Source organism: Magnetospira thiophila, assembly GCF_054657015.1.
Genome location: NZ_BAAHXF010000001.1, coordinates 1,085,603 through 1,100,078, shown reverse-complemented (window position 1 = coordinate 1,100,078; position 14,476 = coordinate 1,085,603). Strand labels below are relative to the sequence as shown.

The 14,476-nt window shown below is 62.9% G+C and carries 15 protein-coding genes; 5 read left to right on the top strand and 10 right to left on the bottom strand.

Translation table 11 applies throughout. The features are described from left to right. The first annotated feature begins 6 nt into the window (after nt 1-6). Together msrP and ACYQ1P_RS05325 are read left to right on the top strand one after the other, a co-directional pair. Complete coding sequence (gene msrP, locus ACYQ1P_RS05330; protein WP_460019308.1) at nt 7-957, top strand: protein-methionine-sulfoxide reductase catalytic subunit MsrP; 951 nt, start codon at nt 7-9, stop codon at nt 955-957. After that, nucleotides 954-1,550, top strand: a complete 597-nt coding sequence (locus ACYQ1P_RS05325; protein WP_460019307.1) for a protein-methionine-sulfoxide reductase heme-binding subunit MsrQ — start codon at nt 954-956, stop codon at nt 1,548-1,550. The genes msrP and ACYQ1P_RS05325 overlap by 4 nt, the downstream gene beginning before the upstream one ends. Here the strand turns inward: ACYQ1P_RS05325 and ACYQ1P_RS05320 are convergent. After that, nucleotides 1,531-2,820 (bottom strand): GGDEF domain-containing protein, encoded by a 1,290-nt coding sequence (locus tag ACYQ1P_RS05320; RefSeq protein ID WP_460019306.1) that lies wholly within the window; start codon nt 2,818-2,820, stop codon nt 1,531-1,533. The genes ACYQ1P_RS05325 and ACYQ1P_RS05320 overlap by 20 nt on opposite strands. A gap of 147 nt (nt 2,821-2,967) precedes the next feature. Here ACYQ1P_RS05320 and ACYQ1P_RS05315 point away from each other — a divergent pair, with 147 nt between their 5' ends. Beyond that, nucleotides 2,968-3,219: a DUF1178 family protein gene (locus ACYQ1P_RS05315; RefSeq protein ID WP_460019305.1), complete on the top strand. Its 252-nt coding sequence runs from the start codon at nt 2,968-2,970 to the stop codon at nt 3,217-3,219. A 1-nt stretch (nt 3,220) separates the two neighbouring features. After that, nucleotides 3,221-3,595 (top strand): DUF423 domain-containing protein, encoded by a 375-nt coding sequence (locus ACYQ1P_RS05310; RefSeq protein WP_460019304.1) that lies wholly within the window; start codon nt 3,221-3,223, stop codon nt 3,593-3,595. On the opposite strand, the gene ACYQ1P_RS05305 is transcribed toward ACYQ1P_RS05310, so the two are convergent. The 8 genes from ACYQ1P_RS05305 to cobS all read right to left on the bottom strand — a co-directional run bounded on the left by ACYQ1P_RS05305 (nt 3,589) and on the right by cobS (nt 12,797). Continuing rightward, nucleotides 3,589-4,566, bottom strand: coding sequence for an ion transporter (locus ACYQ1P_RS05305; protein ID WP_460019303.1), 978 nt, complete (start codon nt 4,564-4,566; stop codon nt 3,589-3,591). The genes ACYQ1P_RS05310 and ACYQ1P_RS05305 overlap by 7 nt on opposite strands. A gap of 46 nt (nt 4,567-4,612) precedes the next feature. Further along, nucleotides 4,613-5,500: a DMT family transporter gene (locus ACYQ1P_RS05300; RefSeq protein ID WP_460019302.1), complete on the bottom strand. Its 888-nt coding sequence runs from the start codon at nt 5,498-5,500 to the stop codon at nt 4,613-4,615. Nucleotide 5,501: 1 nt separating this feature from the next. Then, complete coding sequence (gene cobN, locus ACYQ1P_RS05295) at nt 5,502-9,248, bottom strand: cobaltochelatase subunit CobN (RefSeq protein WP_460019301.1); 3,747 nt, start codon at nt 9,246-9,248, stop codon at nt 5,502-5,504. Between the two features lie 80 nt (nt 9,249-9,328). Next, nucleotides 9,329-9,694 carry a hypothetical protein gene (locus tag ACYQ1P_RS05290; RefSeq protein WP_460019300.1) on the bottom strand — a complete coding sequence of 122 codons (366 nt, stop codon included), beginning with the start codon at nt 9,692-9,694 and terminating at the stop codon, nt 9,329-9,331. A gap of 100 nt (nt 9,695-9,794) precedes the next feature. Then, nucleotides 9,795-10,826 carry a cobalamin biosynthesis protein CobW gene (gene cobW, locus ACYQ1P_RS05285; RefSeq protein WP_460019299.1) on the bottom strand — a complete coding sequence of 344 codons (1,032 nt, stop codon included), beginning with the start codon at nt 10,824-10,826 and terminating at the stop codon, nt 9,795-9,797. After that, the gene (cobU, locus tag ACYQ1P_RS05280) at nt 10,823-11,353 is read right to left on the bottom strand and encodes a bifunctional adenosylcobinamide kinase/adenosylcobinamide-phosphate guanylyltransferase (RefSeq protein ID WP_460019298.1); all 531 of its coding nucleotides are present in this window, start codon (nt 11,351-11,353) and stop codon (nt 10,823-10,825) included. Before cobU ends, cobW begins: the two co-directional genes overlap by 4 nt. Further along, the gene (locus ACYQ1P_RS05275) at nt 11,353-12,012 is read right to left on the bottom strand and encodes a histidine phosphatase family protein (RefSeq protein WP_460019297.1); all 660 of its coding nucleotides are present in this window, start codon (nt 12,010-12,012) and stop codon (nt 11,353-11,355) included. The genes cobU and ACYQ1P_RS05275 overlap by 1 nt, the downstream gene beginning before the upstream one ends. Beyond that, entirely contained in the window at nt 12,009-12,797 is a 789-nt protein-coding gene (cobS, locus tag ACYQ1P_RS05270; protein ID WP_460019296.1) for an adenosylcobinamide-GDP ribazoletransferase, read from the bottom strand. The genes ACYQ1P_RS05275 and cobS overlap by 4 nt, the downstream gene beginning before the upstream one ends. Nucleotides 12,798-12,872: 75 nt before the next feature. Between cobS and cobT the strand changes: the two genes are divergently transcribed. Further along, the gene (cobT, locus tag ACYQ1P_RS05265) at nt 12,873-13,904 is read left to right on the top strand and encodes a nicotinate-nucleotide--dimethylbenzimidazole phosphoribosyltransferase (RefSeq protein WP_460019295.1); all 1,032 of its coding nucleotides are present in this window, start codon (nt 12,873-12,875) and stop codon (nt 13,902-13,904) included. 9 nt (nt 13,905-13,913) lie between these two features. Here cobT and infC read toward each other — a convergent pair whose 3' ends face one another. Then, nucleotides 13,914-14,450 carry a translation initiation factor IF-3 gene (gene infC, locus ACYQ1P_RS05260; protein WP_460020134.1) on the bottom strand — a complete coding sequence of 179 codons (537 nt, stop codon included), beginning with the start codon at nt 14,448-14,450 and terminating at the stop codon, nt 13,914-13,916. Nucleotides 14,451-14,476: the final 26 nt, after the last annotated feature.

Genomic DNA, 14,476 nt, shown 5'->3' with positions numbered 1-14,476 from the left:
CCTGCCATGCTGATCCGTATCAAAAAGCCGTCCCATATCGCCGAGTCCCGGGTCACCCCCCGGGGCCTGTACCTGCGCCGTCGCGAGTTCATTGCCGGGGCCGGCGCGGCATTGGCCGCAGGCCTGTTGCCGCTTGATGAAGCCGAGGCCGCAGTGACGCCGCTGGAGTCCGTCAAAACCGATTATGGTCAGGGCCTGACTCCGACCGACAAGAAATATGCCACGGCCTACAATAACTTCTATGAATTCGCCCTGGACAAGGACGGCCCGGCGGAGGCCGCCCGGGACTTCAAGCCGCTGCCTTGGACAGTCACCGTCTCGGGGGCCTGTCACAAGCCGGGGACCTATGCCTACGAAGATTTGGTCAAGCCGCACAAGCTGGAGGAACGGATCTATCGGTTCCGCTGCGTCGAGGCCTGGTCCATGGTGGTGCCCTGGATCGGTATTCCATTGGGCGACATGCTGAACCGTTTCGAACCCACCGGAGACGCCAAATATGTGGCTTTCCGCACCCTGTTCGACCCTGAGCAGATGCCGATGCAAAAGACCAACGCCCTGCAATGGCCCTATCGGGAAGGGCTGCGCATGGATGAGGCGATGCACCCGCTGACCCTGATGGTGGTCGGCATGTACGGTGAGACCCTGCCCAATCAGAACGGCGCGCCGCTGCGTCTGATCGTGCCGTGGAAATACGGCTTCAAGAGCATCAAATCCATCGTCTCCATCGAGTTCACCGACAAAATGCCCGCCACCACCTGGGCCATGACCAACGCCCGGGAATACGGCTTTTATGCCAACGTCAATCCGGAAGTGACGCACCCGCGCTGGAGCCAGGCCAAGGAACGGGTCATCGGCGGCGGCCTGTTCAGCTCCAAGGTCGAAACCCCGATGCTCAACGGTTACGCCGACGAGGTGGCCCACCTGTATCAGGGGATGGATCCCAAGGGGTTGTTTTGAGGGCTTTAAAGATCCTGGTTTTCGTCGCCTGTCTGGGGCCTTTGGGGTGGCTGGTCTGGGGATTGGCCGACGGCACCCTGGGCGCCAATCCGGCGGAGGCGTCCAACCGCTTCCTCGGCGACTGGGCGCTGCGTTTCCTGCTGCTGACTCTGGCGGTGACGCCGCTACGCCAGATCAGCGGACGCGGCGAGGTGGGGCGCTTCCGCCGCATGTTGGGGCTCTATGCCTTTTTCTACGCGACCCTGCATGTGACCAGCTATGTGGTGCTCGACCAGTTCTTCGATTGGGCCGCCATCTGGGCCGACCTGCTCAAGCGCACCTACATCACCATCGGCATGGGGGCCTTGCTGCTGCTCCTTCCGCTGGCCGTCACCTCGACCAAGGGGATGATCCAGCGGCTCGGCGGGGCGCGCTGGCGCAAGCTGCACCGGCTGGTCTATCCGGCGGCCATTCTGGTGGTCGTTCATTTCTACATGATGGTCCGCGCCCGGGAGACCGAGGTGCTGATTCACGGGGCCGTCCTGGCTGGCCTGCTGGGCTGGCGGGTGTGGAAAAACCGCCGCGCCGTCCTGCCTATGCTGCAAAGGCCATGACCCGATTGCGCCCCGCTTCCTTGGCCCCATACAGCGCCTGATCGGCCAGTAGGATGACCTGATCCGGCCCCTCGGCGGCCAGATGATCGGCCACCCCCATGCTGACCGTCACCGAGACCCGATGGGGTTCGGGGGACTGTTGGCGCGGGGATTTGGGCTTTTCCTTGGGCCGCTGGTCATCGCGCAACAGGAACCCCGATTGGGCGATATCCTCGCGCAGGGCGTCGAGATGGGGCAGGGCTTCTTCGGCTTCCTTGCCCGGGAACAAGACGGTGAACTCCTCGCCGCCGTAACGGAACACCTTGCCGCCCCCGGAAACCCGCATCATCCGCGCGGCGACCATGCGCAGCACCTGATCGCCCACGTCATGGCCGTAGGTGTCGTTGAATTTCTTGAAGTGGTCCACGTCCAGCATGGCAATCGCATAGCGGCGGCCCAGCTTGGCGCACTCGGCGTTCAGGGCCCGCCGTCCGGGCAGTCCGGTCAGATCGTCCAGGAAGGCCATGCGGTAGGAATCCTGAAGCACCCCGGCCAGGGCGATTACCGCCGCGGCGGTGAACCACAGGGCCGGAACCGCGCCGTTGCCGATCCCATGCAACGCCGCCCACAGCGCCGCCAAGGCCCCGGCCATGGCCAGATCCACCGGGCGGTCCTTGATCAAACCCTGTACCAAAATAACGCCAATGGAAACCGTGAAGGCGATCAGCGCCGGTTGCGGCAGGGCCGTCCAGCGATCCATCTCCGGGGGAAAAATCCGCGTCCGCAACAGGGACCAGATGCCTTGTTGAAAGTCCTGAATGGCCGACGGCTCGATTCCAGCCGGGGCGGCATAGATCACCGCCGCCACCGCCGCCACCTGAGCCGACAGCACGCCCAACCGGGCCAAACCGCCGCCGGTGGCCAATCCGCGTTCCGGCGTCAGCGCGAAGTACAAGGTATTGAGCGGCAGCAACAGGGCAAAGGCGGTGAAGATGATGCCGTTGATGGGACTGCCGAACGGGCCACCGGCCAAGGGGCCTTGCAAAAGGCCGTGGCCGAGGGCCAGCATGCCCATCAGAAAGACCGTGCGGCTGGAATTGAAGCGCCAGCCCACCAAGGCCCCGGCCAGGGCCAGACCATAGGGGGTCAGGGCCAGCAGTTGGGCCATGGAGGGGGCCATGCCGCCCAAGCGGACATGCATCCAGGCGGCCCCGAGCAGCAAGGCCAGCGGCAGCGCCAAAGTGGCGAGAAAGTGTTGGGCACGACCCCAATGGAAAGGACTGTCCGTCAAGGGAGACCTCTCTCCTCAATTGATTGCGAGTCCGAATCAATCACTTTCACCTCAACAAACGGTTAATGCGCCCCTTGGCGACGGACGGAGACGAGGCTATATATGCGCCAGCAATGATGTAACGCCTTGAGACGAGGGTCCCTGACAATGATGGTCTATAACCTGAAGTGCGCCCACGGGCATCAGTTCGAACAGTGGTTCAAGAGCAGCGCCGATTACGAAGCCCAAAAAGCCTCTCACAAGCTGAGCTGTAGTGAATGCGGCGATACGGATATCAGCAAGGCGATCATGGCCCCCAACGTGGCGGGTTCCAAGAATACCGACCCGGCCCCGGCCCCCAAACCCATGCCCGGCATGTGCGGTATGGGCGGTTGCGGCGGCGGCATGTGCGGCCTCTGACATGCGTTTGTGGATCACCCTGGCGGCGGTGAACGCCCTGTGCGCGGTGATTGCCGGGGCCTATGGCTGGCACATGATGCAGGGCGACGGCAATTCCTATCTGCCCATTTTCCAGATCGGCGAGCGCTATCAGTTGGCCCACGGGCTGGCCCTGCTGGGAGTCGCCTGGATGGCTCATCTGTGGCCTGCGTCAAGGCTGGTCAGTCTGGCCGGGGCGGCCTTTCAGGCGGGCATCGTGCTGTTCTGCGGCACCCTCTATTACATGTCGCTGGTCGGCCAACTGCCCCTGCCCGGATTGGCCCCGACCGGCGGTTTTTTGCTCATGGGCGGCTGGCTGCTGTTGATTGGCGCTGCCTGGCGCAATGCGCGTCAGTGATGGTCTGAATGGGTGTGTGGCTGTCCGGTGGGCAGCGCATGACCACAATTGGGACAGGCCTTGGGCATCTGGATGATCTTATAGGCCTGTTTGGCAATTTCCCGTGCCTCCCGTTCGCTCAATCCCAACTCCTCGCGCATGCTTTGAAGCAGGGCGGATTCGTTGTCGTCGATCATGCCGTCCTGCAAGGCCGTATCCACCATGTCCCGATAGCGCGCCCGACGCCCACGCATTTCCGAGGCAAAGGCCGAGGCCAGCAGGCCGGTGGGCAGCGCCACCATACCGACTCCGAGAATAGCCACCAGCACCGAAAACAGTTTGCCCAGCGGCGTGATGGGGGTGACGTCACCGAAGCCGACAGTGGTCAGCGTAATCGCCGACCAATACATGGCCTGGGGAATGGAACCGAATTTATCCGGCTGTGCCTCTTGTTCGAACAGGTGGATAAAGCTCGACGCGACGATGATCATAATCACCAAAATATAGGTGCCCGCCATCACCGACGGGGCTTCCTGGCGCAGCACATTGAGCATCATCGACATGACCGGATTGTAGCGGGTCAGCTTAAAAATTCGGAACAGCCGCAGCGCCCGCATGAAGCGTAGATCAATGGGGATGAAGAAGTGCAGATAAAACGGCAGAAAGGCCATCAGGTCGATCAAACACATGGGTGACAGAATCTGACGGATGCGGCCCCAAATGGGACCGGATCGGCCATATTCAGGGTCTTCGGTGCTCGACCAGATGCGCAACACATACTCGATGGTAAAAATGAAGACGGAAAGCGCATCAAACACATAAAACAACAGGCCGAACATCTGGGCCAGGGTTTCGACGCTTTCCAAGATCACTGCCAGAACATTGAGGCTGACCAGGGTGAACATGAGGATATCGAACAGCCGGCTTTTGCGGTCGCCGGGGCGGGCGAGTTCCAGAATCTCATGGGTACGGCGGCGCGATAATCGGATCATGTCCAGACTCCTAGATGGTCGGAGCCTAGCCGAAATGTCTTAAGGATTACTTGCGGTTGGCCAGGGCAATACCGCCGAGAATTAAGGCCAGTCCAACCCCATGGTACCAAAGGAAGGCTTCGCCCAATACCGCCACCGCCAGCAGGCTGGTGAAAACCGGCAGAAAATGAATGAACAGCCCGGCCCGCCCCGGCCCGACCAACTCTACCCCGCGATTAAAAAACAGGTAGGACAGCAGCGACGGAAACAGCGCGACATAGCCTACCGTGGCCCAGGCGAGGGGCTGATCGAGCGGCATCACCTGTCCGGACAGATGTTCCCAAACGTAAACCGGCGTCAATATGACCAAGCCGACGGCAAAAATCGCCCACAGGAAACTCATGGGATGCACCGCCGGGCGCTGCTTGACCGCTACCGAATAGACGGCGTAGGAAATCACCGCCCCGACCACCAACAGATCGCCCCGGTTGAAGCTGAGGTTGAGCAGCGAAGCCACATCTCCTCGGGTGATGACCGTCAACACACCAAAGGTGGAAACAAACAGCCCCAGCAATTGCACCGGTCGAAAGGAATCACCCCGCGACACAAAGGCCAGCACCACAATCAGCGTCGGCATGGCCGATTGCAGCAAGGCGGCATTGATCGCCACCGTGTGATGCAGCGCCGCATAAATCAGGGTATTGAACAAGGTGATGCCGGTCAGGGCACAGAGCGTGGTCACTTTCCAGCCCTGACGCAAGGCGGGCCAATCCTCGCTCAGGTGCCGCCAAGCCAATGGGGTGACCAGCAGCAAAGCCCCGGCCCACCGCCACCAGGCCAGCCCGACCGGCGGGATCTCCGCATGGATGGCCCGTCCGACGACAAAATTAATCGACCAGAAACTGACCGCCAGGGTCAACAGCAGATAGGGCCGGGCATAGAAGGTCTCGCGCATTTCAGGTCTCCCTCTCGGGAATGGTCAGACGGTCCAGAATCTCGGGGGTCGAATTGCGGCGCGGTGTCCACAGGTGACGGTCGATGGCTTCGCGGAAGCGGTCCGCCATCTCGGAAAGGGCCGCCGGATTATGATCGGCGATAAACCGGCGCACCGTCTCATCGCCCAGATAGGCATCGAAGACCGCATCGAAATGGGCGTCGCGGACGCAGCGGGCGGTGGCGGCAAAGGCAAACAGATAATCCACCGTGGCGGCCATCTCAAACGCCCCCTTGTAGCCATGACGCATCACTCCGGCGATCCATTTGGGGTTGGCGGCGCGGGCCCGGACCACTCGGGCCACTTCCTCGTCAAGGGTACGGATTCGGGGCGATTCGGGGCGCGAGTGGTCGGGGTGATAGACCGTCGGCTGCTGACCCGACAGCATCCGCACGGCAGCGGTCATGCCGCCCTCGAACTGGTAGTAATCGTCGGAATCGAGAATATCATGCTCGCGGTTGTCCTGGTTCTGGATTACCGCTTCCACATGACCGAGCCGCTGTTCGAACAGCCCATGGGCCTTCTCGCCCTGGGCCCCGGCCCCATAGGCCCAGCCGCCCCAGGCCACATAGGCCCGCGCCAGATCGTCGGCACTCTCCCAGCCTTTCTCATCAATCAGGGCCTGCAATCCGGCCCCATAGGCCCCCGGTTTGGAACCGAACACCCGGGTTGCGGCGCGCCGTTCGGCCTCGGCGGGGCTCAGTCCGTCGGTTATGTTGGTTGTTTTTTCTTCGCGCACCCGGGCGGCCAGGGGATTGTCCTCGGGGGATTCGTCGAGCCCCGCCACCGCCCGGGTCGCCGAATCGAACAGGTCGATCAACCCCGGAAAGGCATCGCGGAAAAAGCCCGAAATGCGCAGGGTTACGTCCACCCGGGGACGCCCCAAAACCGTGACCGGCAGAATTTCGAAACCCGTCACCCGACCGGAGATTTGATCCCAGGTCGGCTTGACCCCGAGCAGGGCCAGGGCCTGGGAAATATCGTCGCCGCCGGTACGCATGTTCGAGGTGCCCCAGGCAGTCAGGGCCAGTCGGCGCGGCCAATCGCCTTGTTCCTGGGCATGGCGCTCAATAAGCAAAGTGGCCGATTTCCAGCCCAGGGTCCAGGCCGCCGGGGTCGGCACCGCGCGCACATCCACCGAATAGAAATTGCGTCCGGTGGGCAGCACATCGGGGCGTCCCCGGGTCGGGGCGCCCGACGGTCCCGGGGCAACGAATTTGCCATCCAGCCCGCGCAGCAGGGCCGCCATCTCCGCCGTCCCGCAGGCCGCCACCGCCGGGCGGATTTCGGTTTCGATGGCCCCCATGACGGCTTGTGTCCGGGACCAGGAGGCGTCCATCGTCCGTTTGCCTGCGACCAGATCCGCAGCCAGATTTTCCAGCCGCTCCACCGTATCGCCAAGGGTCCGCCAGGGATCGGACGAGGCCAAGGATTCGGGTCGGGAGCCGCGCCAGGGATCGCCCAGAACACAATCCAGGGGATCAAACCCCAGTTGCAGATCATCGGCCAGGGCGCGCAGCAACGAGGCTCGCGGCCCCTGTCCGTCGCCCCGCGGCACCCGGGCCAGGGCGACCAGAATATGAGTCAGTAGATCGCCTCGGGGGCTCTCCCCAAACACATGCAGGCCGTCGCGGATTTGCAATTCCTTCAATTCGCACAGATAGTTATCCAGCTTGCCCAGGGCCTCGGAGGCCGCCTCGCCCTCGGCAATGCCGCAATCCACATCCAGACCGGTGACCCGGCTGAGAGACAGAATCTCGTCGCGCAGCAGGACCAGACGGCGCGGATCGACCCCGGCCGCTTCGTAATATTCATCCACCAGCCGTTCCAGGTCACGCAGCGGACCGTAACTCTCGGCCCGGGTCAGCGGCGGCGTGAGGTGGTCGATGATCACCCCCTGGGTGCGCCGCTTGGCCTGAGTGCCCTCCCCCGGATCGTTGACGATAAACGGATAAAGATGCGGCAGCGGGCCGAGAATGGCCTGCGGAAAGCATTCCTCGGACAGCGCCAGGGACTTGCCCGGCAGCCATTCCAGATTGCCGTGCTTGCCCAAATGAATCATCGCCTGGGTGCCGAATTCCCGGGTCAGCCAGGCATAAAAAGCCAGGTAGCCATGCGGCGGCACCAGGTCCGGGTCGTGGTAGCTGCTTTGCGGGTCGATGTCGTAGCCGCGCGCCGGTTGGATGCCCACCACCAGATTGCCCAGGGGCAGTACTGCGATATTGAACGAACCGTCGCTGCGATACCGGGGATCGGTTTCCGGTGCCCCCCAGCGGGCCAGCACCCGGCGGCGGGTGGTGAGGGGGAGGGTGTTGAACCAGCTGTCGTAGTCGCGGCGCGAGAGCGAGGCCCGGATTTGCAGGTTGCTGACAGGGGTTTTGTGGTGCCGGTTGGTCGGACCGTCCAGGAGCTGTCGGATCAAGTCATCGCCGTCGGTGGGCGTGCCCTCAACCGTATATCCTGCCACTGCCAGGGCGCGCAAAATGGTGAGGGCGGCGGCCGGCGTGTCCAGCCCGACGCCGTTGCCGATGCGCCCGTCGCGGGTCGGATAATTGGCCAGGATCAGGGCGACCTTGCGTTCGGGCGGCGGCGTCTGTCCAAGGCGAACCCAGTTGGCGGCCAGATCGGCGATGAAAGCCACCCGGTCGGCCAGCGGACGATAGCGCACCAGTTCGCATTGGGTGGCCTCGTCCCGTTCCGCCGGTCCCTTGAAACTGAGCACCCCGGCCAGGATGCGTCCGTCCACTTCCGGTAAGGCCACATTCATGGCGATGTCCCGCGCCGACAGGCCCCGGGTGCCGTCGCGCCAATTTTGCTCACTGCCCCCCGAGGCGACCACCTGCAACACCGGACATCCGGGGGCCGACAGGGGCGAAAGGGTCAAATTATCCCCCGGCGCGGCCACCGCGAAGGCCGTCGCGTTGAGAATCACGTTTGGAACTACCTGTTCAAATATGTCGGTAAGGGTCGCAGCGGACACCGGGTCCTTCAAGCTGCTGACGAAAATGGGCAGAACAGATATATCGCGTTGTTTTAATTGTGTTATCAAGGCATCAATAGCAGAAACATTGCCCGAATGAACCAGCGCCCGATAGAAAACAAGAGCCGCTACAGGGGCTGTTCGGGGTAAATCCCGCCGCCATTCGTCCAAAGTTGACACGCCATAAAGCCCGGCCTTGAGTAACGGCGCGGGTTCGCGCCAGTCGGTGCCCGGTTGCAGCAGGGAATCACAGTAGTTTAGGAACTGGTAGCTGTTATCTACCCCACCATATACCATATATTGCCATAAACGATGACAGGCGGGGGTGTCTAAAGTGGACGCCTGGAGCAATTCCGGGTCCGGATGATCGTCGCCGGGCAGCAGGGCCAGGGCAATGTCATGTCGATGGCAACTCTGAATCACCTGTTCGACCCCATAGGGCCAATAGCTCCGTCCGCCGAGCAGCCGCACGATCACCAATTTGGCCCGCGAGACCATGGTCTCCACGTAAAGATCCACCGACAGGGGGTGCCCCAGATGCAGCACCGAGGCCAGACGCAGAGACGGGGCCTGGGGTCGGTCCGCCAATCTTTGGCGGTTGGCCCGCGCCAAACTGGACAGTTCCGTGTCCGCCGCGCTCAGGAACAGGATGTCACCGGGAGTCTGCCCCAGATCGACCGCTTCCGACCCATCGGTGATTTCGCCCGCGGTGGCGGCAAGCAGATGCATTCAGAAACTCCAGGGCAACAGGGAGGCCGCATAGGTAGCGTCTCTGCCCTGAGAATCAAGTCAATTTCGTCCAACGGGTCTCACAGGCCGTGCGGATTTCCGGGGATTATGGAAAAATCGCCGACCACTTGGCCGTCATCGAGAACCATATAGCGACTGGGCGAGTCCTGGCGGATGCCGAGACAGGACTCGCGGGGGTCGCCCTCCCAATGCACACAATGCTTGCCGGACTGGCTGACCCACCAGCGACCTGAATAATAGCCTTCGTTATTGCGCGCCCGCACCGTGCCATCGGTATCGTAGAAAGCAAGGATTCCCTTGCCGACGGCGGTGTTGCCATTGACCAGTTGTTGAATGGCGTCGCTGTTCATGGCCGGGTTCTCGGCCCGAGCCGCATAGGCGGCCACAAACGCCACGGCCAAGACCGTGAAAAATAGTCTCCCCATTTCCGACCTCCCTGCGCATATCATTATTATGGACACAGGGTACGATTTTTAAGGAAAAATTTCAATCATAAGGACTCTCATAAGGAGTCCCTGTCCAAGCTCAACCTGTTAGCAGCGCGGTTATTTCACCCCGATCCATGCCCTGATGACCGATCACCACCAGACGGCTAACCCGCGCTTCCCCGGTGCTCCAGGGACGGTCGAAATAGCGTTCGATGCGCGGTCCGACGGCTTGCAGCACATGACGCAATGGCTTGCCGGGCACATTCAGGAACCCCTTGACCCGCAGGATGTCGTGGGCCAGCGTCGCCGAGCGCAGACGATCCTCCAGCGCCGCCGGGTCGGGCACCGGCCCCAGATTGACGACGAAACTCTCGAAGTCGTCATGGTCATGGGCGTCGTGGGGGGCGTCATGGTGCGACGGACGGGCGTCCAAATCGTCCTCCGCCGCCGCCTGCAACCCCAGCACCACCCGGCTATCCACCCGGCCCTGTTGGGCCTGCAAAAGCCGCACCCTCGGGCGCAGTCCCCCGGTGACGGTCGCCAGAACCCGGGCCAGAGCGTTGGCGTCAGTCAGATCGGTTTTGTTGAGCACCACCAGATCGGCGCAGGCCAGTTGATCCTCGAACAACTCTTCCAGGGCGTCATCATGGGCCAGCGCCCCGTCTGCCGCCGCTTCCGCCGCCACGGCAGCCGGATCGTAAGCGAAACGACCCTCGGCCACAGCCGGGGCGTCGATCACCGCAATCACCCCATCGACGGTGACTCGGGAGCGGACTTCCGGCCAATCAAAAGCCTTAATCAAGGGCTTGGGAAGAGCCAGACCAGATGTTTCGATAATGATATGATCAGGGGGCAGCGGTTGATCGAGCAGTTTCTGGATGGTTGGCAGGAATTCATCGGCCACCGTGCAGCATAGACAGCCGTTGGACAGTTCGATTACGTCCTCGTCGCGACATCCCTCAATCCCGCAGCCTGTGAGCAGCTCGCGGTCCACACCCAGATCGCCGAATTCATTGATGATCAGGGCGAGACGCCGCCCGTTGGCGGTCTCGATCAGATGGCGGATCAGGGTGGTTTTGCCGGCCCCGAGAAAGCCGGTGATGACGGTGGCGGGAATACGAGGTGTCATGGCGATGTTGCGTCCTTCAGGGTCAGGGGAAGTCCGGCGGTGATGAGAACCACCCGCCGCGCCACTTCGGCGAAAATCTGGTTGGTGGCCCCTTGCAGGTCGGCGAAGCCGCGGGCCATGGGATGGGCGGCGATGCCTCCGAGACCGACCTCGTTGCTGATCAGCACCACCGGCACCGGCGGCGCGAGCAGGGCCGAACTCAACTGGCGCACCTGGGAGGTGACATCGGCCTTGGCTTCGACCAAATTGGACAGCCAGAGGGTCAGACAGTCCACCAGCACCGGACGACGGGCCGCCTGGATCGCCGACAACAGGTCCAGCGGGGCCTCGATGGTCTGCCATTGCGATCCGCGCCGTTCCCGGTGTTTTTGAATACGCGCCCGCATTTCCGTGTCGCGGGCCTCGGCGGTGGCCAGATAAATCCCGCCGCCCGCCGCCTCGATCAGGCTTTCCCCATAGGCGCTCTTGCCCGAGCGAATGCCGCCGAGGATCAGGGTCAGGGGGGGCAGGGACAAGGCTTCGGTCATCAAACGGGGTCTCCGGTGGCTTCGGGAACGGGGGAGCGGTTGACCGCCGCCACCCGCCAGACCCCACCGTAGCCGCCCAGATGGCCGGTGGGAATATGATCAATGCGGGTGATTGACAGATTGTCGATGCGAAAACTCAGCGCCTGCCCGGGGGCCAGTCCCAGGGCATGGCCCAGGGCGGCGCGGATCGACCCGCCATGGGCGACGACGATGATATCCCGACCGGCATGAATTTCGGTCAACCGTTCCATGGCCGGAGCGACGCGGATCATCACATCGGCGAAACTCTCGCCGTCCGGGGTCCGGGTCAGCGCCGGAACCTTCCAGAAAGCCGCCATGGCCCCATCATCGGCGTCGCGCAGGGCATCCCAGGTGGTGCCGTGCCAGGCGCCGAAATCCTGTTCGATGAAGGCGGTTTCCCGTTCCGCTTCGGGCAGGGCAAGTCCGGCCTCGGCGATCGCCGCTGCGGTCTCCCAGGTCCGTTTGAGCGGACTGGTCACCAGCACCGCCCCGGTCGGCAGTTGCCGCGCCAATCCCTCGAAGGCGGTCCGGTTGGAACAATCGCAGGACAAGTCCTGACTGCCATAGATGCGTCCGCCGTGCAGGGTGAAGGGGACCGGTGCATGACGCACCCACCACCAACGGGTCGTGTGGCTCATCCCCAGCCTCCCCAACGGGCGCTGCCCAGGGCGCCAATCAGGGCAGCGATCGACGCCGCCTGCTGGACCGCGCCCAGCACATCGCCGGTCTGTCCGCCGAGTTTGGCCCGCGCCAGTTCGGCCATGCCCCAGGCGGCCACTCCGGCGGCCAGCAAGGCCCCGCCACCAACCTGGAAACCGAGCAGCAGCAAGACCAGTCCCCCGGCGATCAGCAGCGCCAGATTGGCCACCCCCTCCGCCGGTCGTCCAGCACCTTGACCCAGGCCATCGGCCCGCGCCGGGGGCAGTCGCAGCATGACCTGCGGCACGATCCCCCGCGACAGGGTTTCGCTGGCCAGCAGCAGCGTCACCACCGGCGCCGCGCCGTCCAGCGCCGCCAAAACGGCCACCCGCAAGGCGATGGAAAAGATCATCGCCAGCACGCCGAACGTCCCGACCCTGGAATCGCGCATGATCTCCAGCCGTTGCGGAGCTGTCCAGCCGCCGCCCAGGCCGTCCATCAGATCGGCCAGCCCATCCTCATGCAGGCCGCCGGTCAAGACCACTGTTGTCAGCAATGCCAGCAAAGCGGAAAGTTCGGGCGGCAGGCGTGACAGATCGGCCAGCACCCAGACCAGAGACGCAAATCCGCCGACGATCATCCCAACAATGGGAAAGGCCCAGACCGCGCGTGCCAGCGCCTGCGGCGTCCGGTCATCAGGCAACGGGACCGGAAGCCGGGTCAGAAAACCGACCGCAATCAGTAGATCGCGCCCCGTCGGTGTCGAATGATCCCGAGATTCCATGGGGTTTCCTTTTGCAGCAAGACTGGGATGGGTTATAGGTCAGAAAGGTAGTCATTCGCCAGGGGGAAGCGCACCATGACCCAGTTGCCCGAAATTGACAGTCTCGATCAGCTCCGCGAGCTGCTGCGTCATCTGCCCGGCCCCGACGACGATACGGCCAAGCGGGCCGTCTCCCTGGAGCCGCAATTGACCAAACCGGCAGGGTCCCTCGGCCGATTGGAGGATTTGAGCAAATGGCTGTCCGCCTGGCAGGGACGTCATCCGCCGCGTCTGGATAACGTTTGCGCTCACGTTTTCGCTGGAAATCATGGCATCACGGCACAGGGCGTGTCGGCCTTTCCACCCGAGGTTACCGGCCAGATGGTGGCCAATTTCCTGGCTGGCGGAGCCGCCATCAACCAGTTGTGCCGCTGTTTCGATGTCTCCCTGGTGGTCGATGAAATGGCGCTCGACCGGCCCACCGCCGATTTTTCCCAGCAGCCCGCCATGAACGAGGAGGAAGTGGTCCATGCCCTGAGTTTCGGCATGCAGGCCATCGACCGCAAGGCCGACCTGTTGTGTCTGGGTGAAATGGGAATCGGCAACACCTCTTCCGCCGCCGCTCTCTGTCAGGCGATGTTCGGCGGCCATGCGGCCCATTGGGTCGGGCCGGGGACCGGGGTCGAGGGGGAGGCGCTGGCCCATAAAACCGAAATCATCGAACAATCGGTGGCCCTCCATGCGCCGCTGATGACCGATGCTCTGGAAGTGTTGCGCTGTCTTGGCGGGCGGGAATTGGCGGCGATCGTCGGAGCCATTCTGGCGGCCCGTCTGCTGCGTATTCCGGTGCTGCTCGACGGCTACGTCTGCACCGCCGCCGCCGCCGTGTTGCAGGTCTTCCAGCCCGGCACGCTGGATCATTGCGCGGTGGCCCATGTCTCCGCCGAACCGGGTCACCAGAGGCTGGTGCAGCATATTGACAAGAAACCGCTGCTCGATCTGGGCATGCGCCTGGGCGAGGCCTCCGGCGCGGTGCTCGCCGTCGGCCTGGCCCGGGCCGCCGTTGAATGCCACACCGGCATGGCGACCTTCCACGAAGCGGCGGTCAGCAATCGCTCGGATTTTTGACGACGGAGTTCAGCGCGGCGACAGGACCATGGTCATCTGACGACCTTCCATGCGCGGCTCCATCTCCACCTTGGCCTGCTCGGTCACTTCCTCGCGGGCCTTGATGAGCACTTTCATGCCCAATTCCTGGTGAGCCATCTCGCGACCCCGGAAACGCATGGTCATCTTGACCTTGTCGCCGTTTTCCAGGAATTCGCGGACCTTGCGCATTTTGACATCGTAGTCGTGCTGGTCGATGCCGGGACGCATCTTGATTTCCTTGACCTCAATGACCTTCTGCTTTTTGCGCGCCTCGGCTTTTTTCTTCTGGTTCTCGTACTTGAATTTTCCGTAATCCAGAATCTTGCAGACCGGTGGGTCGGCATTGGGAGAAACCTCAACCAGATCGAGTCCCGCGTCGGCAGCCACTTCAAGGGCCTCCCGAACGGAAACGACGCCTAACATTTCACCGTCAGCACCCACAAGGCGAACGGACGGGACACTGATATCTTCGTTGATGCGCGGACCATCCTTGGACGGCGGCGTCTGGCTGGGCGACCTGGCTATGAATAATCTCCATTTTCTGTGGAGGC